A 26,065-nucleotide genomic window follows, 5' to 3' on the forward strand; every position below is an offset into this window, starting at 1 on the left:
TCGGCCGCGCAGGCGGCCGACCGACTCCGTGAAGCGCCAACACGGTCACTGCCCCGCCTCGACGTCCAACAGAACTCATCTCCATCGAAATCGCGACAAGCACGTATGCCGCCTGTGACTACGCCAAAATCCCTTTCGCAATCGTATTGCGCTGTATCTCACTGGTACCCGTCACTATCCGATATAACCGCAACCGTCGAAAAATGAATTCCACCGGATGATTTTTGGTCACGCCGACGTTGCCATGTATTTGCATAGCTTTATCGGCGATTTCAAAACACCGTTCGGATACGAAGAGCTTGCACATGGCCGCGAGTTCGCGTACATCGTCCCCCGCGTCGGCGCGCTGTGCAGCGCCCAATACCATTTGCTCGCAGGCGTAGAGCGAGGTCGCCATATCAGCCAGCATGTGCTGGATGGCTTGAAAGCGGCTGATCGGGCCGCCGAACTGCTGGCGTGTTTTGGCGTAATCGACGGCCATGCGAAAGGCCTGTCGCGCTAACCCTATCATCGTAGGACAGTGCAGCAGGCGATTGACGCTGACGCGGTTCATCGCGATGCGGAAACCTTCTCCCGGTTTGCCGATCAGGTTTTTTTTCGGCACGCGCACATGATCCAACACGATGTCTGCATCGACATATTGTCCCGTCATCGGCACGCAATCATGCTCTAGCCGCACTCCCGGCAGATCCAGATCGATCAGGATAGCCGAGATTCCATCCATGCCTTTTTCAGGATCGGTCACGCACATCGTGATCGCAAAGTCGGCAAACATCGATGCCGTGATGTAGTGTTTAACGCCTGTGATGATGTAGTCCTCACCATCCTCTACCGCGAGTGTGCGCAGGCTGCTGGCATCTGAGCCGGACTGCGGCTCTGTCATGGCAAAGCAGGCGCCACGCTCGGCATGGACTACCGGCATGATGTAGCGTTCCAGCTGATACGGCGTGGCGTAACGCACGAGATTGCCGATCCGTGACGGTCCGCCCCAGTCGCCCAACACATGCGGAAACAGAATGGCGCCCGATGCGGCGGCATCGTCTTTCAAGATACATAGGTCCCGGTACGGCAAGGCCTGTCCGCCGATTTCCTTGGGCAATTGCAGGCCATACAAGCCCAGGGTGCGCGAGCGTTGCCAAATCGATTTGACCAGCTCGCGGGGAAACTCGTCCTCGTATCCCAAGCCGCGCTCGCGCTCCATGGGAATCAGTTCGTTATGCAGATAACGGTGCAGGCGTTCGCGTAACTCGGCGAGTGTGGGGCTGTCTTGGGCCATGATGTCTCCTGGAATAAGTGCTAGCTTGACAGCGCCAACGCGCTTGGTGATTATCTTTTCTTTGAGTTCAATAACCAGGCGGAATCATGCGACTCGAAGATCTGGACTATTTTCTGGCCGTAGCGCGCGCCGGACACGTAGGACGCGCAGCTGATGGCATGGGGATCAGCCAACCCGCGCTGACCAAGGGGATCCGGCGCCTCGAGGACGAGCTGAAGCTGCAATTGTTCGTGCGCACGCCAAAGGGGATGGAACTGACCATGCCCGGGAAAGCGTTTTACCAGCGCAGCCTGCAAGCCCGGCGCGAGCTGGACGAGGCATTGCGCGAGGCCGGTGATTTGCATCGAGGCAGTGTAGGCCTAGTGCGTGTAGGGGTGACACCGTTGCTGGTGGAGCCGGTGTTTAATCAGGCTTGTGTCGAGTTGATGGCGCAGCGGCCCGCTGCAAAAATCAATGTGGTGGTTGCGCTCAACGATGCCTTGATTCCGGCGTTGCGTCAGGGCGACCTGGATTTTTCCATCAGTTCGCTACACGATTCGGCTGCGCCTGCGGAGTTTGACCGCATTCCCCTGTTTCGGGACAGTCTCTTTGTCGCAGCCCGCCGTGGGCATCCCATTTTTGGCCGAGCCCAGATCCGCTTTGAGCATCTGCTGGGTTATAGCTGGATGCTGCCGGGTTTGCAGGTCGCCTCGCGCCGCTGGCTGGAAACCAGGTTCGAACAGCATGGGGCTCCGCCGCCTAACATCATGGTCGAGTCCAATTCGTCGGTCTCCAGCTTGGTGAGCATTTTGCAGAGTACCGATTTGCTGACTGTGATCAGCGAGATCACGCTGCGATCCGAGGCGGGGCAGGGTTTGGCCGCGGTGCCCCTCGACGATGTCACCTGGCATCGCGAGATCGGCATCATGACGCGTCATGGCAGCTATCAATCGCCGCTGGCCGAACGCCTGATCGAAATTCTGCGCGAGCGCGCACAGGGGCGTTGACGGCCGAAATGCGCGTAGGCCTGCCGCCGGCAATGGCGGTGGCCAAGCCAAACCTATTCGTTGCGCAACCCGAGTTGTTTGATCAGGGGGCCATAGCGGTCCGACTCGGCCTGGATCAGTGCCCGAAACTCCTCTTGTGTGCCAGCGATAGGCGTGAACGACTGCGATTGCAGTGCTTTCTTGACGTCGGGTTGATTCACGACTTTGATCATGGCTTGATTCAAGCGCTTGACGATATCGGCAGGCGTGCCTTTGGGTACCGCAATGCCACCCCAACTGCCGCTTTCAAAATCTTTATAGCCGGCCTCTGCCACTGTCGGTACGTCGGGCAATGAGCCGGCGCGATCCCGGCTGGTCACAGCAATGGCGCGCACGCGGCCGCTCTCGATGAATGGCATGGCGGGTGCCACGGCGATGATGCCCACGCCGACCTGGCCGCCTGCCAGGTCGTTGATCATGTTGCTGCCGCCGCGGTAGGGCACATGCACGGCATCGATACCGAAGTGCTGTTTGACTGCCTCGAATGTCAGATGCATGGATGAGCCTACGCCAGGGCTGCCGTAGCTCAGCTTGCCGGGATTGGCCTTTGAATAGGCGGTCAACTCGGCCAGGTTATGAATGGGCAAACTGCTGTTGACCAGAATGACATGGGGCGACAGGCTGATTCCGGAAACGGGTATCAGATCGGCTATAGGGTCGAATGACAGATTCGGTGTCAGATGTTTGGCAATGGCAAAGTTGCCGCCATATTCCAGCAGCGTATAGCCGTCCGCGGGCGAGTTCACGACTTTCGCGCCGCCAATGCTGCCGCCGCCACCCCCGACATTTTCCACAATGATGTTCTGGCCCAGTTCGCGCCCCAGGGGGTCTGCCACCAGGCGGGCGATGTAATCGAACTGGCCGCCAGCGGTAAAGGGCACCACCAAACGTATGGGCCGATCGGGATATGTGCCGGCTCGGACGGTAGCCGGAATCAGGGCCGCCAAACCCAGCACCAATGCGGCCAGGGTTCGCCAGGGGCGATGAACGCGTATTTGCACGAATGTCTCCTAGGAATCGCAAGCAGGCTGTCGAATGCGCCTGTCGTGGCCAGATTTAACCTGCGTAGGCTCATCGAGCGATGCCCTATACGCGTATCTCGATAACTTTACGGCATGATATTCGCTTGATAACCCAGCGGCATTGAAAAACTCGTTCGGGTTATTTGCCGAGCATGACTCTGGTTGCACCATCCTGCCATGCAAAAACGATGGAGCAAGCCATGAATCAAGGACGATATACCAGCCGTAACGCAACCTATTGGCGTGATCGGCCAGCCATCATCTATGGTGAAAAGACAATTAGTTTTGGTCAGCTCGACACGCGCTCGAATCGCTTGGCCAATGCCTTGCTGGGGTTAGGGCTGGCCAAAGGGGACCGTGTTGCGATTCAGGCCTGGAATTGTCCTGAAATCATCGAACTCGAATGCGCGCTGTACAAAGCAGGCCTGGTCAAGGTCGCGTTGAACGCACGCCTGTCCAGCCGGGAGGTCGTCGATACGGTCAATAACGCCCAGGCGACGGTATTCATCGTTGACCCGGCGCATAGCGAAGGCGTGGCCTCGGTCTTGAGCGAGTTGAACAGCGTGCGCCATATGATCGTGACGGGCAACGACGCGATCGAAGGCTGGCGTTCATACGAGTCGTTTATCGCGGCGGGTGCGGATCGGAATCCCGATATCGAGATGGTGGAAAGCGATCTGGCGGTGCTGCATTTCACATCAGGATCGACCGGCAAACTCAAAGCCGCGATGCAAACGGTGGGCAATCGCATGGCGTCGTTGCGCAAGGTTGTCATGGGCCGTATGCGCGCCAATCCGGGTGAGGTGCTGGCGCTGGCAGGCCCCATCACGCATGCCAGCGGTATGTTCATGCAGCCGTTTCTGTTCCAGGGGGGCACTATCCTGCTGCATGATCGTTTCGACCCCGAGGCCTTTCTGGCTTCGGCGGCAAAGCATCGTGCGGCGTTCAGTTTCATGGTGCCGACGATGATCAATATGTTGATTGCCGAGCCCAGCTTGCATCGTCACGACTTGAGCGCGTTGCGCCAGATATCTTATGGTGGCGCACCGATGGCGCCGGCCCGCGTGCGCGAGGCATGGGAGGCGCTGGGCCCGAAACTGAGCCAAGGGTACGGCACTGGCGAAACTACAGGCGGGCTTGCGTTGCTGAGCACGGCAGACCATGCATATGCGTTGGCTTCGCGTCCAGAGCGTCTCTCATCCTGCGGCCGATTGTTTGGCGAAGGCGAACTCTGCTTGCTCGGTGATGATGGGTTGCCTGTGGCGCAGGGCGAGGTGGGCGAGATTACCGTGCGCGGTCCTGATGTATTCGCCGGTTATTGGGGCGAGCCGGAATTGTCGGCGCAGGCATTGCGCGACGGGCGTCTGCATACTGGTGATCTGGCGCGTATGGACGAGGAGGGTTTTGTCTATATCGTTGACCGCAAGAAGGACATGATCATCACAGGCGGATTCAATGTCTATCCCACCGAGGTCGAGCAGGCGTTGTATCAACACCCCGATGTGTACGAGGCATGCGTATTCGGTATTCCCGACGATAAATGGGGCGAATCGATCAAGGCAGTACTCGTGCTGAAACCCGGCGCTCAGACGGGACAGGCCGAGCTCATGGAACATTGCCGCACGCATCTGGCCGATTTCAAGAAGCCGCGCAGTATCGACATCGTGTCCGAACTGCCAAAAAATGCGAATGGGAAACTGGCACGTAAACCGTTGCGCGATGCGTATTGGGAAGGCCTCGAACGCAAGGTAGGCTAGGAGCTTGGTTGGCTGGCGCATCACGCGCGGCCTGCTGTCGTGTTGTGGGCGTTGATGCGCGCAACAGGGTGGTATGGGGCAGGTCGAGGTAGACTATCTGTCCTTTGATGGCCGATGCGAAGCCAGCTTCGCTTGCGCTGTGGACCCCCAGGAGCCCCGATGCAGACCTTCCTAGATCACATTGCCGTTGTGGCGCCAGACCTGGCCAGTGGCACACGTTTTGTCGAACAGGCTTTGGGTGTGTCCCTGCAAGCAGGGGGGCAGCATCCTCGCATGGGCACGCATAATAAACTGCTGCGGCTGGGCGACGATGTTTATCTGGAAGTCATCGCGGCCGATCCTACCGCCTCGGCGCCGGAACGGTCTCGATGGTTCGAACTGGACCAGATGGCGCCTGGGTCGATGCCCAGGCTGGGAACCTGGGTGATACGTACCGACGATATCGTTGCGGCTCAGGCTGCTTGCTCGTGGGATACGGGCCCGATCGAGAGCATGACCCGGGGTGCGTTGGCCTGGCGTATCACGATTCCCGCAGATGGCAGTCTGCCCGAGAGCGGCGTGGCTCCCACTTTGATCCAATGGGACGTTCCATCGCATCCCGCCAACATGCTGGATGACAAGGGCTGCACACTGCAAGCCTTAGAGCTCTTTCATCCCGAACCTGATCGCATATGTGATGCGTTGGATGCGTTGAACCTGCACAACAGCAAAGTACAGGTGCGGGCGCTGCCTGCCGGCACATCGCCGCACCTGATCGCCCATATCCGTACGCCTCATGGGCTGCGTATGCTGTCCGCCGATTTTTCGGCGTAGTTATTCCGGTTCATTGAGCCTGGATATTCGCGCTTTTTACGACTGCCTTGTAGGTCTTGAGATCAGTCTCGATCTGTCGGCGAAACTCCTGCGGGGTATTACCGGACGCGGTGATTCCCAGGCCTGCCAGGCGCGCTTCGGTTTCGGGCGTGTGAACTACATCATGAATCGCCTGTTGCAGCTTCGAGACGATATCCGCCGGTGTTTTTGCCGGGGCCAGGATTCCTATCCAAGAGTTCGATACAAATCCGTCCACACCGGACTCTGATACGGTAGGCACATCAGGCAACGAGGGCAGGCGTTTTTCTGTGCTGACGGCGATGGCTTTGAGCTGCTTGCGTTCAACATAGGGATAGGCGCCCGCGACTGCGGTATATAACAGCGGCAGTGTGCCGCCTACGACGTCCGCCATTGCCTGGCCACCGCCTTTATAAGGAATGTGCTCCAACTTTATCCCCGTACGTTGACGCAACAGTTCACCCGCCAAATGCGGCGTGCTGCCTACGCCGGCACTGCCATAGGAAATGCCCTTAGGTTGTGTCTTGGAGTACGCGATCAGCTCTTGCAACGTATTTGCTGGGACTTTGGGGTTCGCCACGATGATCAGCGCAGCGTCACCGATCTTGCTCACGGGGGCCAGGTCTTTTAGCGTATCGAATGGGATGTCCTTGTGCACGTATGGGTTGATGACCAGCGTGCCATCAAATCCCAGCAGCAGGGTGTAGCCGTCGGGTGCGGCTTGGGCGGCCATGTGCGTGCCGATGTTGCCCGATGCACCGGGCTTGTTGTCCACAATGATTTGCTGTCCCAAGCGTTGGCCGAGTTTGTCTGCGACCAGGCGCGCGCCGGTATCTGATACTCCGCCGGGTGCGAACGGGACAATGAGACGTATGGGGCGGGAGGGATACTGTTTTGCTGTTTCATTGGCATGCGCCAGCGGACCGCCGAATGCGGTAATCGCGACACAGATCGAGGTGAGTGCGCGGGTCAATAGTTGACGGCGCTGCTGGATGAAATGATGGATAGGCATGTGTGTCTCCTTGGTGTTGTTATGCATTGTTGATGACGCGTGTCATGTGCTGATCATGACGCGGTCTTATCGGCTGCGTATTGCCGCCTCAGCCACGCGATGCTGCGTCCGCCTAGGGCACGGCCCAGTTGTGCTTCGGCAAAGTCGATGGCTTTCAGCAAGCCCGGGAGCGCGATGTTTGTCGTAAAGCCACTGCGTTCGGCCATCAATACCAGGTCTTCGGTCGCAGCATTGCCGGCTGCACCTGGTGCAAACGGGCACCCGCCGATGCCTCCCACACTCGCGTCGAAACGCCGCACGCCGGCTTGTATTGCAGCCCAGGCATTAGCTGTAGCCATGCCGCGCGTGTCATGAAAGTGGGCCGCGAGTTTCTCGATCGGTAGCACGCTGGCCAGTCTTTCAAAATGGTTTTTAACCATACCTGGCGAGGCCGAGCCTATGGTGTCAGCGATGACAATTTCTTCTGCGCCTGCCTGATGCATACGTTCGGCCAACGCTACAACCGTGTCCAGATCCGTGGGACCTTCGAAAGGGCAGTCAAAGGCCACTGCGATATAGGCGCGTGTGCGCAAGCCCAGCGCGTGTGCGGCGTGCAGCGTGTCTTCGCAGACGTTCGTTGCCGTGACGAGATCCATATTGATATTTTTCTGATTCATCGTCTGCGTCGCGGACAGTACGACGGCGACTTCCCGCGCACCTGCTGCATGGGCGCGTTCCAATCCTTTCAGGTTGGGAATGAGCGCCGATGCTCGCAGTTGTGGCAGAAGCCGGTTGATTTCTGCCATCAATTCCGCTGCATCCGCCATTTGCGGCACAGCCTTTGGCGATACGAAACTCGTCGCCTCGATGCTTGTCACGCCTGCTTCGTGTAATAGCTGGATCAGTTGAAACTTGGCTGAAGTGGAAACAGGAACCTGCTGGTTCTGCAGCCCATCGCGCGGGGCAACGTCCGTAATGATCACGGTGTTCAGAGACATGGTCGGCTCCTGGTCAGGCAATGGCGCCGTTATCGCGCAGTACGGCCAGGCGCGCATGGTCATAGCCAGGCAGGGTACCCAGCACCGCGTCCGTGTGCTCTCCTAAATCCGGCGGGCTGCCATATTGACGTTCGTTTGCTGCCGACAGTTTGATGGGATTGCCGGGCATGGATAGCATCTGTCCAGACTTCAACGGCACCTCGACGATCATATCCCGTGCCCGCACCTGCGCGTCGTTCAATGCCTGCTGGAAATTGTTCACCGGGCCGCATGGAATGCGTGCCGCCGACAATTTTTCCAACCAGTACGTGGTCGGGTGTTTGCGCAGTTCGTCGCTGACGATAGCGTCGATCTGTGTTTTGGCAGCAAAACGCCCTGGCTGCAAATCGTATTCCGGTTTGCGCAACGCAGGCAGATCGATGCATTCCAGAAACCGTTTCCAGAAAGCATCACCGATACACGCCACAATGATGTAGCCGTCTGCAGTGGGATAGGCGTTATAGGGCACATGCACAAAATGGCTGTTACCTATGCCCTGGGGTACGATGCCAGACATCAAATGCATGGTCGCCATATAGTTCAGCAACGAGATCTGTGCGTCGAGCATGGATACATCGACATGTTGCCCACGGCCGGTGCGTTCTCGTTCGGCTAACGCGGCCAGTACACCCATGGCCCCGAACACGCCTCCGCCCAGATCACCGATCGGAATGCCGCTACGCGTGGGCCCTTGTTCAGGCGTGCCGGTGATCGACATGCCGCCGCCCATGGCCTGTACGACTTGGTCAAACGCCGGGCGCTGCGTGTCGGGGCCGGTACTGCCAAAGCCCGTCACCGAGCAGGTGATGATGCGCGGGTTGATCTCTGATAGTGCGGCGTAGTCGATGCCCAGTCGTTGCGTCACGCCGACGCTGAAATTGTCGAACACTACGTCCGCGCTGCGTACCAGGTCTTTGAATACCGCCAGGCCGGTTTCGCTTTTCAGGTCGATGCACACGCTTTGTTTGTTGCGGTTCAACGTGAGGAAATACGCGCCCATGCCGTCGCGCGAGTAATCGGGATCATGTTCGAGCAAACGGCGGGTGCCTTCACCACTGCCCGGAGGTTCGACCTTGATGGTGCGCGCACCCAGGTCGGCGAGCAGCATTGTGCCGTAGGGCCCCGAAAGCATATGAGTCAAATCCAGCACGGTAATGTGTTCGAGCGCCAAAGCGAGCCTCCAGTCCATAGGCGTTGCGTGAGAAACATGCTTTATGCAAAGGCCGTGCCAGTTTTTTGTTTTTATAACTATTTGATTTTTAAATGAATTATTTTTATCGATTTGGTTTGAATGTTCTATGAGACATAATTGAGACGTCAATATGTCTCATTGAAACGAACGGACCGCCATGAGCTACGCAGACCTGACGACACGTGCCGACCTGCCTCGCCTGTGTTTCCTGAGCTACCGGCAGATTCGGGAATTCGCCATGCCAGTCGTGGCCGAGTACACCGGCCGTGCTCACATCGAAGTCGTAGACGGCACATTTGGCGGCGCGCTGGACATTGCGCAGGACCGCTTGAGCCGCGGACTGGTCGACGCCTTTGTGAGCGCGGGCTCCAACGCCAGTATTCTGCGTGCCGGGTTGCAGGCCCCGGTTGCTACGATTCAATTAGGGGGCTTCGACATTCTGCAGGCCCTGATCAAGGCCCGGCGTATTGCCAACAGAGTTGGTGTCGTGATGTACGGGCGTACCATTCCCGAATTGGACGCGGTCAAAGACCTCCTGAATATCGAGATCGTGCAGCATGCATATCAGACGCCCGACGATGCGCGACAGCGTTTCGAGCAACTGAGGCGCGACAATTTTCAGGTCATCGTGGGATCCAGTCTCGTCGTCGAGCTGGCTGAACAGGCGGGGTTGCATGGGCTGTTGGCGTATTCCCTGGCCAGCGTGCGCAAGGGCTTCGAAGACGCCATCGAACTGGCGCGTGTCGCGCGTCTGGAAGCTGGCCGTTATGAACAGCTCAACGGCGTACTGCACAGCTTGCAGGATGCCGTGCTGGCTGTAGACCGGGATCATCGCATCATTGCCGTCAACCCGCCTATGCAACGCTTGTTGACGGCCAACGACGAGGACGTGACGGGGCAAGCTCTGGATCAGTTGCGGCCCGAGCTGACGCTGCGTACAACATTGGACACGGGCCAGCAGGAAAGCGCAGGCTTGCAACGCTTTGGCGGCCGTGACTGGATCGTCAACCGCACGGCCATCCGCGAACGGGGTGCGATTGTCGGCGCGGCGCTGACGCTTTATGACGCGGGCCGCATCCACGAGGCAGATACGAGCCTGCGGGTGCAGCAACGCCGCCGGCAGAATGCGGCGAAATACCGATTCGACGAGCTGATTGGCCAGAGTCCGGGCTTTCTGCGTGCGGTACAGGCAGCGCGCCGCTATGCTCAAACCGATCTGACCGTCTTGATTGCGGGCGAGAGCGGCGTCGGCAAAGAGCTATTCGCCCAAGCCATACACAACGACAGCCGCCGCGCCGATCGGCCTTTCGTTGCGGTGAACTGCGCTTCGTTTCCCGAGTCCTTGCTGGAAAGCGAACTCTTCGGGTACGAGGAGGGCGCATTTACGGGGTCCAGGCGTGGCGGTAAACGTGGTCTGTTCGAGGCTGCCCACACAGGGACAATATTTCTCGACGAGATCGGCGATATGCCGCTGCCCCTGCAAAGCCGCTTATTACGCGTGCTGCAAGAGCGCGAGATTACCCGTGTCGGCGCAACGGCCGCGATTCCCGTTGATGTACGGATCATCGTCGCCACGCATCAGCCGTTGCGCGACATGATTGAGCAGCGGCGTTTTCGCCAAGACCTGTATTACCGCATCAATACCCTGCGTCTCGCCGTGCCCGCACTGCGGGAGCGCCCCGATGATATTGGGCCTTTGCTGCACGTTTTGGTCGCTCGGTGCCTGTCCCGATTGGGCGCAATGCCAGCGCGAGACACCGTAGCGCTCATTGCGCCGTGGTTGCCGCAGTTAAAGCAATATTCTTGGCCTGGCAACGTCCGGGAGCTGGAAAACATGAGCGAACGTATTGCCGTATACCTCTCTCAATACGGTAGTCCTGAGGCGATTGATTACGATGCCTTGCGACATGATTGCCCAGAGCTCTTTGAGGGTACGCAAACCTTGGCCAATAACACGGGCGAGGCGTCTTTGCGAGCGCGCGCCATCCAGGCGCTCGAGGCGTGCGGCGGGCGGCGCCAACAAGCCGCACGCCACCTGGGCATCAGCCGCTCTACCTTGTGGCGCTGGATGAATGAGGATTGACATTCACGCGTTGAAATCGCGAGATGTCCTTCGATACCACTCAGTGCGCCATCTTGGGCGTCGCCATCAACGTGAATCCCTGTGCGGGCAAACGTATAGATATCAACGAGGCCAGCAGCAGAATGACACCCGCACTGCCAAAGGCCACCCAATGCGTACCAAAGGTCTCATAGCCCCAGCCGCCCAGCCACGAACTGATCATCGCACCCACCTGATGGCCCAGATAGGCGCAGCCATACAGGACCCCCACAATGCGAACGCCATAGATATCGGCCAGAATCGCCGACGACATCGCAATGCTGCCAGCCCAGACAATACCGCCGACCGCCGCTGCCAGATAGAGTTCCCAGTGCGTACCGACCACCATGAGTGCAAAGAACCCCAGGCCGCGTATCAAATAAATCGCCGCCAGAATATGGCGTCGCGGCAGGCTGTCCGAAATCCGGCCCAGCACCAGCGTACTGAATATCGCTACCAGCCCAATCAATCCGATTCCCAGCGAGCTCGTCGTTGCGTCAAAACCATGATCCATCAGCATAGGCATACCGTGGGTGCCCAGCAGGTTCATGCTGAACCCACAGGCAAAGAGTCCCAGCGTGATCTGCCAGAATGGTTGCGTGCGCGTGGCTTCGCGAAAGCTCAGGCTTTCAGGGATGCTGGTGCGGCGGCTGCTTGATTTACGGGCGATCTGCTCGGGCGTCAGATCTGTGTGTTCTGGCGCCTGATCGCGAATGACGAACAGGGCCAGTGGAACGGTGATGGCCGTGAACACCACTGCAAAGCCCAGCAGCGTAGTCTGCCAGTGCGTAGACTCAATAGCGAAAGTCAGCACGGGCGTCATGATCGCGATTCCGGCCATGGATCCCGTAGACAAAAAGAACAACGCCATCCCGCGCCGCCGGGTAAACCAACGAGTCAGCACAGGCGTCAGCGCGACGGGGCTCGTAAAGCCCAATCCGATCGACAACAGCACGCCAAAGGACAGAAAGAAACTCGTCGCGCTGTGGGCATTGACGGACCAGATACTCGAGATGACCACAATCGCCGTACCCAGCAACAGGACAAAACGCGTGCCATGCCGGGCGACCAGCAGGCCCGCCACCGGCATGGCGAGTCCATAGCAGAGCATGCCGATGGCGACGATGCCCGACAAAAGGCTGCGGCTGAAACCCAAGTCCCGGGCAATAGGCAGAAAAAATGGGCCTACGCCCATGCGCATGCCCACCGTCAGCAAGGTCAGCAGGGTGGCTGCTGCGACAATGTTCCACCCAAAATACCAGTTGCCACTCCGTGTCCCAGCCACTGCCTTCTCCGTATCCTGTTTGCGGGCTGCCTCTAGATCGGGTGCCCTGGACGGGAATTGTCGGACATTTTGGGAAAATGCGCTTGGCGCTGTACGGCTATCGAACTTTGCGCAAATGCGCCGCCGGCTATCCGGCGAGGCCAGGCTTTATTCTTCGGAAGGCGTGAGATCACGCCATTGGGTCTCGGTCATGCGAGGCAGCTCTACCAGCTTGTTCTGAATGCTGTACCAGCCGCCGCCGTGCATTCTGCCCACCAGGTCCAGGCTGGGCGTGTCGATATGGCACCGTTCCGCATCCAGCACGGCATCATCACGAATATGCATGGCCAGGATATCGGCCACGATGATGCGCCGATGGGCAGAGACATCTAGATGCTGCTGTACGCGGCATTCCATGGCGACTGGGCTGGCCGCGATACGAGGCGGCGCCACCTTGTTCGAGGCGGCGATTTCCAGGCCGGCCGCTTGCAGCTCGTCCACACCAGGCGCGAAATCGATCGCCGTGACGTTCATCTGAGCCATCAGTTCCGAAGACACCATATTGATCACGAACCCGGCGCCGATGTGCAGATTGGCGACCGTATCCTTGTGCGTGCCCTCCGGCCGCGTGCCTATGCCAATGCACACCACAGGTGGCTCGCCCGACATCGCGCCAAAAAATGAGAACGGTGCGGCGTTATTGCGGCCTTGTTCATCCTGGCTCACGATCCACGCGATCGGACGCGGCACGATCGTCGCCGTCATCAGCTTGTAGGCGTTATTCCCTTTCAGTGCAGAGATATCGAAATACATGGTCAGGCTCGTATGTGTTGGCGGGGCGTACCACGTAGGCGGCCCGCACAGTCATGCGGGCCTCGTCAGCGATACAGCATACGCACCATTATGGCACTAGCGACAGACCGATACGGAACTGCGATTCGTTGCGCTGGTTATAGCCCAGCAAAGTTTCGCCATAGCCGTTGAAGTACTGCAGATGCAGATAGCCGTTCATATCCAGCCAGGTCCGTTTCAGCGGCCAGGCAAAATCCAGCTGAGTCGTACGGTGACGGCTTGCACCCTGGCGATACATCGCGGATATCACCGCGCCGTTGTCTTGCGCCCAACGCAGATTCCAGTCCACATGTCCCGCATAGTCGGTGTAGTCGGAGTTCTCGTCCTCCACCCCAAAATAGGCCTTGATCCTGGGTGCGAAAGTCAGCGTGCTGCCGCTATCGAATCGGTAGTTGATGGCCGGTTGGACATAGAAATCGTTCAACGAGCGCGAGTCGTCTCCGTCCTTGCCGTTGGACATGTGTTCGACACCTGTATTCAGGCCCAGACGCCAATTCTGGTTGTTCGAGTTCCACATGTTGTCGTTGAGCCAGAACACGCTGGGATTGAACGTAGTGTCGATGAACGGCATGGAATCGCCTTCCAGATCCCACAGCGAGCGTTGCGTATAGCCGATGTAGAAGTTCTCTCCAAAGGTCGGCGCACGGCCACTGGGCGGATTGAATAAGCGATATTTGGCACTGATCTGAAAGCGGGCCGTCGTCCCGCCACGCGTACCGATATCGAAATAAATCGGTTCATACTCCGAGAGCGCGCCGCGGAACGCATCGAATCCCGAAGGCTTGTTCTCCACTTGCGCCAGTGCTGACTGATCGGGTGCCGGACCTGCATCGGGTTGTGCGCCAGCCGCCGAGACGGCTGCGGCAGGCACGGGCTGGCCCGTAGCTGGATCGATCACCGGACTGTTTGCCGGCGTGCTGGCCAGCGTACCGGTTTCCCGGCCCGAGACGTCCAACGCCATCATGGCGGGTTCGCCTTCGATGGATAGCGCCTGCAGGCCTTTCGCCTGTTGGGGCACCACAGTCGTCCATGCCATGCGAGCAAAATTGTTGACCGGGATGTTCATTGCCGCCTGCGGGCTGGCCAGTGTTGCCAGGCTGCGCACGATATTGCCGTCCGTTCCGCGCCACTGTACGACCAGTTGAGTGGGGGGACGCCAGTTCGTCGCCGCTGTCCCATCATTAAAGAGAACGGCTTGAATTTGCACCGTTTCGCCTGGCGCCGCCGACGGCCGCTCCAGCTGGTAAGTGATCCCGGCTGCCGCAGGCATCGCCGCGGCGAGCAGGGCGGTTAAAACCAGGGGGCGCAACGCGCCAGAAAACGAGGAAACCGTATCCGAAAGCATAATCAGGCAGAGATAAGACGACGAGGCAATGTAGCATCGTCACGTTCCGGTGCCAGGATGCTACTGCAACGGCATGTAAAATGTAATGATTGTGTCGTACGTCTCAGGGTATCAGGCGCAGATCGCGGGATATTTATCACGATTCCGATGAGTTTTTACATTCTGTGGACTCAAGCCGCCCGCCGTGAGACGGTACAATTGCCGCGCGTTATCATACGCACGGCCTCAATACCCGCCCTTAGCTCAGTTGGATAGAGCACTCGCCTTCTAAGCGAGCGGTCACACGTTCGAATCGTGTAGGGCGGGCCAGCCCCTGGGGCCCTGATACACCCTCCCGCAGCATTGCTGCGCGGCAGGCAACACCATGCGTCCTTTCGCATGGCTACCGCCTCAATAGCGCCAGACATACGATCTCCTCGCAGTATCAACGAACGTGATCGGTGCATTGGAGCAGAGCCTCCTCGTCGATCACATCCCATTGAAAACGACGAGGACCGATCTCATGTCTGACCATACCGCAAGCAAAGAAACTTCATCGCGCCGCAATGTCCTGATTGGCGGGGCCACCGCCGTAGGGACCCTATTGGCCGCCGGCATGTCTCAGCCCGCTGCGGCCAAGGCGGTCGCGCCAGCCGGGACGGCTCAGCGTGGTGCTGCCGCGTCCAGCTCAACCATCGTGACCAAGGACGGCACCCAGCTCTACTACAAGGACTGGGGCGAAGGCCAGCCCATCGTTTTCAGCCACGGATGGCCGTTGAACTCCGATAGCTGGGAATCGCAGATGTTGTTCCTGTCCTCACAAGGGTATCGTACCGTCGCGCACGATCGGCGCGGCCATGGACGTTCCAGCCAGCCGTGGAAGGGCAACGACATGAACACCTATGCCGATGATTTGGCTACCGTCATCGAAACGCTGGACCTGAAGAACGTGGTCCTGGTCGGGTTCTCCACCGGCGGGGGCGAAGTCGCGCGTTATATCGGCCGTCATGGCACCAAGCGCGTTGCAAAAGCTGTCCTGGTCTCGGCCGTGACGCCATTTATGCTGAAGACGCCCAGCAATCCCAATGGAACGCCCATCGAGGTGTTCGATGGCCTGCGCGCGGCCCAATTGGCCAATCGCTCGCAGCTGTATCGTGATTTCCCGTCGGGACCGTTCTACGGATTCAATCGCCCCGGCGCCAAGGTGTCGCAGCCGCTGATCGATCTGTGGTGGATGCAGGGCATGCTCGGCGGGCACAAGAATACCTATGATTCGATCAAGGCATTCTCCGAAACCGATATGACGGAAGACCTCAAGAAATTCGACGTGCCGACGCTGGTCATTCATGGCGACGATGACCAGGTCGTGCCAATTGATGCCGCGGGCCGGGCGTCGGCCAAGCTGATCAAGAACGCTAAGTTGATTGAATATCCCGGTGCGCCTCACGGCCTGACTGATACGCACAAGGACAAATTCAATGCGGACTTGCTCGCGTTTATTCGGAGTTGAGCGGCATTGGCACTGGCCTAGCTGCTTTGCAGTGCCTCCATTACCCGGCGATGCACCTCGAATAACGCGGGGTCGTCCGGGTGACGGGGGCGCTCGATCTCAACCTGGATCACGTCGCGGATTTCAGCCGGTGTTCCTCCCATCACGACGATTCTGTCTGCCAGAAAAGCCGCTTCCAGCATATTGTGAGTGACCAGTACCCCGGTAGGGCGTTGGCGACTTTCGTCCAGCCATAACGATTGCAACAGCAGGCGCAGGCGTCGGGCGGTCAGCTCATCCAAAGCGCTGAATGGTTCGTCCAGCAGCAGGACATCGGGGGTAGTCGCGAAAGCCCGCGCAATCGACACGCGTTGACGCTGCCCACCGGACAGAAATTGTGGATAGGCATTTGCGTGTTCCGGCAGTTCGACTTTCTCGAGCAGGCTTCGAACCGTTGCCTGTTGTTGTGACAAGGCTGCATGGCTGCGCGTCAGCACAATACCGACATTTTCCTGGACACTGAGCCAGTCGAGCAGCCGCGGTTGTTGAAAGACGACACTGAGATTGATGGCATCGACAGGCCGGTCAAAGGCCACGGCCCCGCGCGTGGGTTTATCCAAGCCTGCGATGAGATTCAGAACCGTTGACTTGCCGCAGCCGGAAGGGCCGACCAGCGCCACCAATTCGCCGGAACGAATACGAAAGTCGAATGCCCTCAGAACCAGTTTCTCGGGATCGGCGCCACGCGCCGGATATCGCTTTTCGATGGACTCAATATGGATATTGCTGCTCATACCGCAGTCCCTTTTTTCCAACGATTCGCATGCCGCTCCAATGGCTGAAATATGCCGTGTTCGACCAGTAGCATGGCGACCCAAAAGGAGAGCGTCCATGCAATCACGCCTTCGACATTTTGCGTGCTGAACTGCGCATTGAGTTGATAGCCCACGCCGTCGGACATGCCAAAGATCTCGACTAATACGATCACTTTCCAGGCAATGGAAAAACCGACTCTGCACCCTGAAACGATGAAGCTGTAAAGGACGGGCAGCCAGATGCGGCGCAATACGATCGACGTGGGCAGGCGGAATACCTGTACCATTTCGACGAGCTCGTGTGCCAGCGAACGGACGCCTTGTTGCACTGAGATGATGAGTGCGGGCAGCACACCCAAAGCCACCGCGACAACGGGTGACGCCAGACTGACGCCGAACCAGATTACGCACAGCAATGCCCAGACCAGGCCGGGCACGGTCAACCCCAGAATAATGCCCGGCTCAAAGAACCGCTCCGCAAAGCGAGACACCGCGGTCAGTATCCCTATAGGCAAGGCAATGGCCAGTGCCAGTAGAAATCCCAGCGACATACGCAGGAAGGTATTGCCGATCTCGACCGGGGCAAAACCGCTCAGGCAGATTTTGATCAACTCATGGGCGATGGCGGCGCTGTTAGGTACCAGGGGGGAGTGCGCCGCGCGCGCCATCACTTCCCAAGACGCGATCAGTACGATAAAGAAAAGTATCTGTGGCGCCAGCCGATGCCATGCGCCGCGCAGGCGCTGCCCCACGGGCACGGCGCGTTCTGGATGGGTCGGACGCGTTACGTCCAGAGTCAGTTCTTTGGCGTCCATCAGGCTTTTACGTAAATAGTGCGGTCAGGCGTTCGATCCAGCAGTCCGAGTTTCACGGCTGTCTGGATTTGTTTGTCGATGGTGGCAAATACGCCGTCATCCCAGCGAGTGGAATAGGCTGGCGCCAGGCGTTGCGGCAATAAGTCGATCGCCTGGGTTTCATCGGCTTTGATCCCGAGGTCTTGAGCGATGGTCTTCAGGCTGTCTGGATTGGCATGTATTGCCTGGCCGAATCGTTCGAACAGCGCTGCCAATTGTTTTGCCGTCTCGCGATTGGCGTCGAACCACGTGCGGCTGGCCGCCAGGCCTACGAGAAAGGGGTCTTCTGTTTGGCCTGTGGCCTGTTTCCAGAGATCCGCCACACGGGCGATTTCGCGTGCACCGCGGCCCACCAAGCGTGTTGCCGTGGGCTCCAGCGTAATGATGGCTTCGACATCGCCGCGTTCAAACAATGCCAGATTTGCGGTCGGTGAGCCATGGATGACCTTGACGTCTTTTTTCAGATCGATGCCGATCAGCGAGGCCGCAATTCTGGCCTGCAGATACGTCTCACTGGTCTCGGCCGTCGTCGCTATGGTCTTGCCGATCAGGTCCTTTGGCTCTTTATAGGGGCTGTCGTTACGCACGATCCAGCGGCCGTGGTTGTTCAATGCGGGGCCGAACAATACGATGTCACTGCCGCGATTGACCAGCGTGGCAAGGCCCACCGCGCCAAACACGCCGACATCAAGTGAGCCGGCGCTGAGCTGAACCTGCATTTTCCCCGGATCTGCCGTGATCCAGTTCAAGTTCAATGTTGAGTCAGTATTCAAATGCTGGCTGTCTATCAGCGGTCGCCACGCAGACCCGGCACTGCCGGCCGATGGCAACGTGATACGGACTGCGCTTTGCTCAGCGGCTCGCGCTACGGAAAATAGGCTGGCCGCTGCCAACACGCTGGCGGATTGAAGAAAAGTTCTGCGCTGCATGCGGATCCCTTGTGCGGTTGCGATATGTGTTTATGGTTATGTTCGAGGTGCGATCGTGGTGAGGCTCATAGCACCAGTGCACGATGCAGGACGCGACGCTTGCCGCCAAAATCGGGCACCCCACGGTGTTGTACTGTGCGGTTATCCCAGATCAAGGCTACGCCGTCCGTCCAGCGATGGCGCGCCTGCACTTCAGGGGCAGAGATAGCGTCGAACAGCACGTCCAGCAAAGCTTGACTGGTGCGTCGCGTGACACCCAGGATGCGCTGGGTATAGAGTTCGTTGGCGAAGATCTGCTTCCGTCCTGTTTCGGGGTGTGTGCGAATGAGAGGGACCTCGATCGACGGATATTTCTCACGCTGCCCCGCGCGTTGTGCAAGGTCGTGATACGCCAACGTCAGGAATCCCTGGGTCTCGACGTCATGCACTGCCGTCAGCGATTCAAAATAGGCCGCCAATGCGGGGTCGAGCAGGTCATAGGCTGCGGTCGCATTGGAGAACACCGTGTCTCCACCGGTACCGGGCACTTCTTGAGCGAACAAGGACGTAAAAGGAGGCTGCACGTTCTGGAACGACTGGTCGATATGCCAGATGTAGTTCATCCGCGTGCGCTTGATGGATGAGTCGATGGCGTTGAGCTGTCCCGTCTTTCCCGAGCCAGGGGTGTACGGCGTATTCAAGAGCTTTACTTGGCCAAACAGTGAGACCAGCCGTTCAAAGGACTGAGCGTCTACAGTTCCCGGCTCAAAGCTCAGAAATCCATGGCGTAGCAGGCCTCTATATAGAAAGTCGCGCACGGCAGGGGCAACGTCGCTATCGGGCCTTATTCGCAGACCGTGCACAGTCGCACCTACCGTCGCAGAGTAGGGCGCAATATTGATGTCGCCCAACGTCGCAACATCATGAGGATATTGCGTGAAATCCAGGACTTTAGACTGAATCCTGTCCAGTTTTTCGTCATCGACATAGATGCCGTTCGTAACGGGGGGCGCAGCGGGGAGAGTGGCGGAAAGAGACATGGTCGTTTTTTCTAGGATCAGGCGCTGGGCGATTGGATGGGATACTGCGGGTCGGTGCCCCATTCCAGCCACGAGGCGGGATAGACCGCGGTCTGTTGCCCGGCCAGTTGCAGGGCAACAAAGGTGCGCGCGGCACGTCCTCCGCCTCCGCAATAGACAATGGGGTTGTCCTGAGGGGTAATGCCAATCTGCTGTGCCTGGGAGGTGACTCCATGGGTGCCGGCGTATTGCCCGTCGCCGTTCAATTCGAGGCTGTTGTCCCAGAACTTGGCCTCAGGAATGCGGCCTTTGCGGCCGGCATTGCTGCGTACGCCGTCAAATTCCTCCCGTGACCGGGCATCCAGGACAGCGCGGTTCTGCTGGGTCGCGGCCAGTACATCCTGAGCGGTAGCCAAATATTCTGATTGAGGCGTCAACACAAATGGGGTCGCCGGCCAGGAAGCTGCCGTCGTGACATGTTCGCCAGGCCAGGCCGCCAAGCCACCGTCCAACAGTGAAATATGCTGGATTCCTGCATAAGCAAATGCCCAGGCGGTCTTGGCCGAGGGGGCATCATTTTGTGCGCCGATAATCACGACGTGCGATTCTGCGGTGAGGCCCAAGGCAGATAGCGCCCACGCTAGTACGGCCTGGAACCGTGTCAGGGAGGCGGGATCCGTGCGCACGATCGACAGCAAGGCGGGATCAAAATTTCTGGCGCCAGCGATATGGCCGCGCCAGTAATCGGCAGGCGAGCGCGCATCAATCAGGACCAGCGTCTCATCGTTCAGGTTCTGTGAGACCCAGGTGGGTGTGACAAGTTTGAAAGTAGCCATGGGGCGATCCTCGTTGATGCTGCAGGCACAGTGTGTCGACGTCGCACCACTGCGCGAAAGATGGATACTGTCCCATGATTTGTGCTTAATTCAAAAGAAGAAAAAATTGTTAGTACCTTTACTAATTTCATTTTGAAGGCAGCTGATCTTGATGGAGAATCCGTGGCTTCGACTTGTATTGGCTGCGGCTTGAAACATATTCATGGCTTTTCGTTTGCGTCCCGTGTCCGACGCGAGTGAGGATTTTCGTCCGCTCGCATTGCTGGTTGGCTCTGCCATGTTCATGGAGCAATTGGACGCCACTATCATCAGCCCCGTCATTCCTCAGATCGCCTTGCAATACGGCATAGACCCGCTAGGTTTGAACCTGACGATGACGATCTATCTGCTCTGTTCGCTGATATTTATTCCGCTCAGTGGACTATTTGCGGCACGCTGGGGATCGAGGACGACCTTTTGCGGGTCTGTATTGCTATTCGTCATCAGCTCCGTATTGTGTGCGATGTCTACGAGCGTAGAGGCGCTCGCCGCCTCTCGTGGCCTGCAGGGTGCCGCCGCTGCAATGATGGTACCGGTTGGCCGTAATGTGCTGATTCACGCCGTGGGCAAAGGAAAGCTGGTACAGGCCCTGGCCTGGATGGTTACGCCTGCCATGCTGGGCCCGATGCTGGGGCCGCCTCTGGGTGGAATATTGGGGACTTACTTAAGCTGGCATTGGGTTTTTTGGGCGAACGTTCCCGTGGGGCTCGCGGGGTTATGGGCAGCGCGCTATGTGATGCCGGAATTGCGTACGCGTATCAGCAGTGTGTTTGATTGGGGGGAGTGGTTGCTGCTGTCGGCCATATTGGCGCTCATCGTAATTGGCGTCGAATCCGTACGGCAGGCGGACGATCCGTTGTGGCTGTTTGCGTGGGTGTTGGCGTTGACGGGATTGCTCGTTTTCTATATCCATTATCGGCGGCACTTGGCGCATCCGATGCTGGATTTCTCGCTGCTACAGGGAAAATCGTTCTCTGCAGGGTTCTGGGGAGGCAGTCTCGTTCGCGTGGGTTATGGGGCACTGCCATTTTTGCTGCCGCTCATGCTGCAATTGGGATTGGGATTCAGTGCTGTGCAGAGTGGGATGGTCCTGTTGCTCAGCGGTACGGTCGCCTTTTTTGCCAAGACGCAAACGGCGAAGATGCTGGGGCGTTGGGGTTTCCGCCGGATGTTGATCGGCAATGGACTGATGTGCACGGCAGGGTTATTGGCGTGTGCATGCTTTGCTCTGCCCGGCTGGAATATGATCGCCATTTCCCTGGTCATGGCGCTTACGGGTTTTTTTCGGGCGATTCAGTTCAACGCGCTTAGTGCGATTGCCTATGCGGATTTGCCTGCTGAAAAAGTTGCTTCGGCCACGACATTGAACACGATGGCTTGGCAGCTCGCGGTTACGGTGGGCATCGCATTTTCCGCGTTGCTCATCGAATGGTCCGCCACCTGGGCCAGCCGCGCTGAGCCCGCCAGCGCCGATTATGCGATCGCTTTTGGTCTGCTGGCACTATGTTGCGCAGCGGCCATCCCGTGTTACCGTTCCCTGCCCGAGCATGCTGGCCAAGAGTTGAGCGGCCATACCCCTCGGGTGTCTTGAGGGCGTCAGGCCAGCGTTTATTGGCCTGCACGCAAATTCTTTTAGCCTTTTTCTACGCCATTAAGCATGCCCAATTCTGCGATCGAACGTCTGGATCAACTTTATGACCGGCCCGGGTTCTTGCTTCGGCGCGCGCATCAGATTTTCGTATCCATTCTGGAAGCCGAATTCGCATCGATTGGATTGTCTCCCGCACAGTATGCAGTATTGATTGCGCTGCACGAGAAAAAGAAACTGACCCAGGGCGAACTCGCCTTGTCCTTAGGGATGAATAAAGTCAGTATTTCTCAGGTCGTCCAAGGGCTGGAGCGCAATGGCTGGCTCCTGCGGCAAGTCGACAGTGTGGATAAACGCCAACTGCGTTTGACCTTGACCGCCGCAGGACGAAACATGTTGCGTCGAACACGCGGTATGGCAGAGACCACCTACAACGCACAGATGGCGCCATTGAACGACGATGAGCGAGAGCAGTTTGTGTCACTGCTTAAACGCTTGGTACACGAGCTGGAGCCGCATGCTCGAGCGGCCTTCAATCCATTGGATGTCACAAAAAAATAGTCATGCCGTTCGAAGCATGAGGATGGCAAGCTCTATGAGCCGCTACCATTCATTTTATCGATGATGATAGCGGCTCATTGGCGTGTAATACCGGCTCAACCCTTCAGCGCGACCAGCACTTCATCCAGCATTTTCTTGGCATCGCCAAACAACATGCGGTTGTTTTCTTTGTAGAACAACGGATTGTCCACGCCCGCATATCCCGATGCCATCGACCGTTTCATCACGATCGAGGTCTTGGCCTTCCAGACCTCTAGCACCGGCATGCCGGCGATGGGGCTGGCCGGGTCTTCCGCGGCGCTGGGGTTGACGATGTCGTTGGCGCCGATGACGATGGCGACGTCCGTATCGGGGAAATCCTCGTTGATTTCGTCCATCTCCATCACGATGTCGTAGGGCACCTTCGCCTCGGCCAACAGCACATTCATGTGGCCTGGCATACGGCCTGCCACCGGGTGAATGGCAAAGCGGACATCCACGCCTTTTTCGCGCAGCGTCTTGGTGATCTCATACACCGTGTGTTGAGCCTGGGCCACCGCCATACCGTAACCCGGTACGATGATGACGCTTTTGGCGTCGCGCAGCATCTCGGATGTCTCGGCGGCGCTGACGGGCACGACTTCGCCTTGGGGCTCCGTTGCATCGCTTTTCTTGGCGGGCGTACCGCCGCCCGAGCCAAAGCCGCCGGCAATGACGCTGATGAAATTGCGGTTCATTGCCGTGCACATGATGTACGACAGGATCGCACCCGAGGATCCAACCAATGCGCCCGTTACGATGAGCAGATCGTTGCTCAGCATGAATCCGGTGGCAGCCGCCGCCCAGCCCGAATAGCTGTTGAGCATGGAGACGACTACGGGCATATCCGCGCCGCCGATGGCCATGACCATGTGTATGCCGAACAGCAGGGCAATCACTGTCATCACAATCAACGGCAACATGCCAGCATTGACGTCGGGCGCCGCCAGAAACTCCCGGCCGAACCAGATCACGACCAGCAGGGCAATCAGATTGAGCCAGTGGCGAGCGGGCAGCAGCAGTGGCTTGCCGCCGATGCGGCCTGCCAGTTTGCCGAACGCGATCAGCGAGCCGGAGAACGTGACCGCACCGATCAGAATACCGATGTAGATTTCCACCTCGTGGATGATTTTCTCCGCACCCTCGTATTTCATGGTGGGGTCGATATAGCTGGCGAATCCGACAATGCAGGCCGCCAGACCCACCAGGCTATGCATGAGCGCCACCAGCTCAGGCATCTGGGTCATTTTGACAACCTTGGCGGCATATAGACCGATGCCGCCGCCGACCACCAGCGCAATGACAATCCAGGCGATGCCTGAGGTGCTGACGCTGGGGCCGAACACGGTCGCCAATACGGCCAGCGCCATGCCGATCATGCCGAACAGATTGCCGCGACGTGAAGTTTCAGGATTCGACAGGCCACTCAAACTCAAGATAAAGAGAATGGCGGCACCGAGATAGGCCACCGTGGCGAGACTTTGGGACATGATGATGTCTTTCCTTTATTTATTTTTCTTATTTACGGAACATGGCGAGCATGCGACGGGTGACGGCAAAGCCGCCAAACATATTGACCGCTGTCAGGATGAGCGCAGCAAAGGCCAACCAGTGAATCAGCGCATCGGGCCGATCGTTCAAGCCCGCCGTGGGCGGCGCAATCTGAACTAGCGCCCCGATGGCGATGATGCTGGAAATGGCGTTGGTCACGCTCATCAGCGGTGTGTGCAGTGCAGGGGTCACATTCCACACCACCATGTATCCGATGAAGCACGCCAGTACGAATACCGTAAAGTGCCCCAGGAAGGCCGCCGGTGCATAGGCGCCGATAAACCAAAAGGCCACTGCGGCCACAGCAAAAACGATCGCGAGCGTTTTGGCTGGCAATGGACCGCTGCTGCCATGCCCGTGACCGCTCTTCTTTTCGGCGACAGGGGCCGCCGATTTGGCAGCCGCGGCAGGAGGCGTCGCAGGCTTTAGCGGTGGAGCGGGCCAGGTAATGGCGCCATCCTTGATTACCGTCAGGCCCCGGATCGCATCGTCCTCCATATTGATCACGGCATGCCCGTCCTTGGCCTTGCACAGTTCCTCGGTCAGGCGCAGCAGGTTGGTGGCGTACAGCGTGGACGACTGTTTGGCCAGGCGTGAGGCCAGATCGGTGTAGCCGATGATCGTGACGCCATGGCGCACGACGGCTTCGCCGGGTACGGTCAGCTCGCAATTGCCGCCTTGCTCTGCGGCCATGTCGACGATGACGCTGCCGGGCTTCATCGATTGCACCATCTCGGCGGTGATGAGCTTGGGCGCAGGTTTGCCGGGGATCAGGGCTGTGGTGATGATGATGTCCGCGTCTTTTGCCTGCTGGGCGTACATCTGGCGCTGCGCGGCCTGAAAGCCTTCGCTCATGACCTTGGCATAGCCGCCACCACCGCTGCCTTCTTCTTCGTAATCGACTTTGACGAATTCGCCGCCCAGGGATTTGACCTGATCGGCGACTTCGGCACGGGTATCGTTGGCGCGTACGATAGCGCCCAGGCTGGCCGCTGTCCCTATGGCCGCCAGGCCTGCCACACCGGCGCCTGCGATGAAGACTTTGGCGGGCGGCACTTTACCTGCCGCGGTGATCTGTCCGTTGAAATAGCGCCCGAATGCATTGGCTGCCTCAATGACAGCTCGATAGCCGCTGACACCCGCCGTGGAGGTGAGAGCATCCATTTTCTGGGCGCGTGACAGCGTGCGTGGTAGGCAGTCAATGGCCAGCACGGTTGCCTTTTTTGCGGCGAGTTGCTGCATCAGATCCGGGTTTTGGGCGGGCCAGATGAAGCCAATCAGAGTCCCGCCTTCGCGCATCAGGGCGACTTCTTCGGCACTCGGGGGGCGTGTTTTGAAGACGATGTCGGATTCCGCCCAGAGCGCCGCAGCGCCCTGGACGATCTCTGCACCCGCAGCCGAATAGGACTCGTCGCTGAAGTTGGCCGCCTCGCCGGCGCCAGCCTCGACTGCGACCTGAAAACCCAGTTTGACGAGTTTTTCTACCGCTTCGGGAACCGTGGCGACGCGCTTTTCGCCAGGAAATATCTCGCGGGGTACGCCGATTCGCTGCGGCGATGAGACGGTGTCTGACTGCATCAAATGCCTCCCTTTTTATGGATACGGTTTCTTGCTTTCCGTATTCATATCATGGATCTGCTGAATATGGGGCTTCGACCTATCGTTCGCAGGGGCATATTGGCCCTCAAGCAGGGTCAGTCAGGTTATGCGTTGCG

At 58.4% G+C, this 26,065-nt stretch carries 22 protein-coding genes and 1 tRNA gene; 8 read left to right on the plus strand and 15 right to left on the minus strand.

Annotated features, from left to right (window positions below; translation table 11 throughout):
* Positions 1-118: 118 nt before the first annotated feature.
* Complete coding sequence (locus ACYVI2_RS06520; RefSeq protein WP_415820555.1) at positions 119-1,276, minus strand: acyl-CoA dehydrogenase family protein; 1,158 nt, start codon at positions 1,274-1,276, stop codon at positions 119-121.
* A gap of 86 nt (positions 1,277-1,362) precedes the next feature.
* Between ACYVI2_RS06520 and ACYVI2_RS06525 the strand changes: the two genes are divergently transcribed.
* The gene (locus ACYVI2_RS06525; protein ID WP_415820554.1) at positions 1,363-2,262 is read left to right on the plus strand and encodes a LysR family transcriptional regulator; all 900 of its coding nucleotides are present in this window, start codon (positions 1,363-1,365) and stop codon (positions 2,260-2,262) included.
* Positions 2,263-2,315: 53 nt separating this feature from the next.
* On the opposite strand, the gene ACYVI2_RS06530 is transcribed toward ACYVI2_RS06525, so the two are convergent.
* On the minus strand, positions 2,316-3,302 hold the full coding sequence (locus tag ACYVI2_RS06530; RefSeq protein ID WP_415820553.1) for a Bug family tripartite tricarboxylate transporter substrate binding protein: 987 nt from the start codon (positions 3,300-3,302) through the stop codon (positions 2,316-2,318).
* A 221-nt stretch (positions 3,303-3,523) separates the two neighbouring features.
* Between ACYVI2_RS06530 and ACYVI2_RS06535 the strand changes: the two genes are divergently transcribed.
* Together ACYVI2_RS06535 and ACYVI2_RS06540 are read left to right on the plus strand one after the other, a co-directional pair.
* Positions 3,524-5,080, plus strand: a complete 1,557-nt coding sequence (locus ACYVI2_RS06535) for an AMP-binding protein (RefSeq protein WP_415820552.1) — start codon at positions 3,524-3,526, stop codon at positions 5,078-5,080.
* Positions 5,081-5,239: 159 nt separating this feature from the next.
* Complete coding sequence (locus ACYVI2_RS06540; RefSeq protein WP_415820551.1) at positions 5,240-5,893, plus strand: VOC family protein; 654 nt, start codon at positions 5,240-5,242, stop codon at positions 5,891-5,893.
* 10 nt (positions 5,894-5,903) lie between these two features.
* Here the strand turns inward: ACYVI2_RS06540 and ACYVI2_RS06545 are convergent, their stop codons facing one another.
* Genes ACYVI2_RS06545 through ACYVI2_RS06555 form a run of 3 tightly spaced genes read right to left on the minus strand, consistent with a single transcriptional unit; the run spans position 5,904 to position 9,110 of the window.
* The gene (locus tag ACYVI2_RS06545; protein ID WP_415820550.1) at positions 5,904-6,923 is read right to left on the minus strand and encodes a Bug family tripartite tricarboxylate transporter substrate binding protein; all 1,020 of its coding nucleotides are present in this window, start codon (positions 6,921-6,923) and stop codon (positions 5,904-5,906) included.
* 53 nt (positions 6,924-6,976) lie between these two features.
* Complete coding sequence (locus ACYVI2_RS06550) at positions 6,977-7,900, minus strand: hydroxymethylglutaryl-CoA lyase (RefSeq protein ID WP_415820549.1); 924 nt, start codon at positions 7,898-7,900, stop codon at positions 6,977-6,979.
* 13 nt (positions 7,901-7,913) lie between these two features.
* On the minus strand, positions 7,914-9,110 hold the full coding sequence (locus ACYVI2_RS06555) for a CaiB/BaiF CoA transferase family protein (protein WP_415820560.1): 1,197 nt from the start codon (positions 9,108-9,110) through the stop codon (positions 7,914-7,916).
* Between the two features lie 178 nt (positions 9,111-9,288).
* Here ACYVI2_RS06555 and prpR point away from each other — a divergent pair, with 178 nt between their 5' ends.
* Complete coding sequence (gene prpR / locus ACYVI2_RS06560) at positions 9,289-11,214, plus strand: propionate catabolism operon regulatory protein PrpR (protein WP_460490280.1); 1,926 nt, start codon at positions 9,289-9,291, stop codon at positions 11,212-11,214.
* A gap of 40 nt (positions 11,215-11,254) precedes the next feature.
* Here prpR and ACYVI2_RS06565 read toward each other — a convergent pair whose 3' ends face one another.
* From ACYVI2_RS06565 to ACYVI2_RS06575, 3 genes are all read right to left on the minus strand, one after another.
* A complete protein-coding gene (locus tag ACYVI2_RS06565) occupies positions 11,255-12,517 on the minus strand; it encodes an MFS transporter (RefSeq protein ID WP_415820548.1) in 1,263 nt (420 codons plus the stop codon).
* A 147-nt stretch (positions 12,518-12,664) separates the two neighbouring features.
* A complete protein-coding gene (locus tag ACYVI2_RS06570) occupies positions 12,665-13,309 on the minus strand; it encodes a flavin reductase family protein (protein ID WP_415820547.1) in 645 nt (214 codons plus the stop codon).
* Positions 13,310-13,397: 88 nt separating this feature from the next.
* Positions 13,398-14,693 (minus strand): phospholipase A, encoded by a 1,296-nt coding sequence (locus ACYVI2_RS06575; RefSeq protein WP_415820546.1) that lies wholly within the window; start codon positions 14,691-14,693, stop codon positions 13,398-13,400.
* Positions 14,694-14,925: 232 nt separating this feature from the next.
* Between ACYVI2_RS06575 and ACYVI2_RS06580 the strand changes: the two genes are divergently transcribed.
* Positions 14,926-15,002: transfer RNA gene (locus tag ACYVI2_RS06580), tRNA-Arg, on the plus strand.
* A gap of 193 nt (positions 15,003-15,195) precedes the next feature.
* Positions 15,196-16,182, plus strand: a complete 987-nt coding sequence (locus tag ACYVI2_RS06585; RefSeq protein WP_415820545.1) for an alpha/beta fold hydrolase — start codon at positions 15,196-15,198, stop codon at positions 16,180-16,182.
* 17 nt (positions 16,183-16,199) lie between these two features.
* Here the strand turns inward: ACYVI2_RS06585 and ACYVI2_RS06590 are convergent, their stop codons facing one another.
* From ACYVI2_RS06590 to ACYVI2_RS06610, 5 genes are all read right to left on the minus strand, one after another.
* Positions 16,200-16,955, minus strand: coding sequence for an ABC transporter ATP-binding protein (locus ACYVI2_RS06590; RefSeq protein WP_415820544.1), 756 nt, complete (start codon positions 16,953-16,955; stop codon positions 16,200-16,202).
* A complete protein-coding gene (locus ACYVI2_RS06595) occupies positions 16,952-17,791 on the minus strand; it encodes an ABC transporter permease (protein ID WP_415820543.1) in 840 nt (279 codons plus the stop codon). The genes ACYVI2_RS06590 and ACYVI2_RS06595 overlap by 4 nt, the downstream gene beginning before the upstream one ends.
* Positions 17,791-18,759 carry an ABC transporter substrate-binding protein gene (locus ACYVI2_RS06600; RefSeq protein WP_415820542.1) on the minus strand — a complete coding sequence of 323 codons (969 nt, stop codon included), beginning with the start codon at positions 18,757-18,759 and terminating at the stop codon, positions 17,791-17,793. Before ACYVI2_RS06600 ends, ACYVI2_RS06595 begins: the two co-directional genes overlap by 1 nt.
* 65 nt (positions 18,760-18,824) lie before the next feature.
* Positions 18,825-19,778 (minus strand): TauD/TfdA dioxygenase family protein, encoded by a 954-nt coding sequence (locus ACYVI2_RS06605; RefSeq protein ID WP_415820541.1) that lies wholly within the window; start codon positions 19,776-19,778, stop codon positions 18,825-18,827.
* A gap of 17 nt (positions 19,779-19,795) precedes the next feature.
* Complete coding sequence (locus tag ACYVI2_RS06610) at positions 19,796-20,593, minus strand: sulfurtransferase (protein WP_415820540.1); 798 nt, start codon at positions 20,591-20,593, stop codon at positions 19,796-19,798.
* Between the two features lie 202 nt (positions 20,594-20,795).
* Between ACYVI2_RS06610 and ACYVI2_RS06615 the strand changes: the two genes are divergently transcribed.
* Positions 20,796-22,223 carry an MFS transporter gene (locus ACYVI2_RS06615; RefSeq protein WP_415820539.1) on the plus strand — a complete coding sequence of 476 codons (1,428 nt, stop codon included), beginning with the start codon at positions 20,796-20,798 and terminating at the stop codon, positions 22,221-22,223.
* Between the two features lie 66 nt (positions 22,224-22,289).
* Entirely contained in the window at positions 22,290-22,781 is a 492-nt protein-coding gene (locus ACYVI2_RS06620) for a MarR family winged helix-turn-helix transcriptional regulator (protein ID WP_415820538.1), read from the plus strand.
* Between the two features lie 95 nt (positions 22,782-22,876).
* On the opposite strand, the gene pntB is transcribed toward ACYVI2_RS06620, so the two are convergent.
* Together pntB and ACYVI2_RS06630 are read right to left on the minus strand one after the other, a co-directional pair.
* Positions 22,877-24,289: a Re/Si-specific NAD(P)(+) transhydrogenase subunit beta gene (pntB, locus tag ACYVI2_RS06625; RefSeq protein WP_415820537.1), complete on the minus strand. Its 1,413-nt coding sequence runs from the start codon at positions 24,287-24,289 to the stop codon at positions 22,877-22,879.
* Between the two features lie 28 nt (positions 24,290-24,317).
* The gene (locus ACYVI2_RS06630; protein ID WP_415820536.1) at positions 24,318-25,928 is read right to left on the minus strand and encodes a Re/Si-specific NAD(P)(+) transhydrogenase subunit alpha; all 1,611 of its coding nucleotides are present in this window, start codon (positions 25,926-25,928) and stop codon (positions 24,318-24,320) included.
* Positions 25,929-26,065: the final 137 nt, after the last annotated feature.

The sequence above is a fragment of the Bordetella tumbae genome, assembly GCF_054780995.1.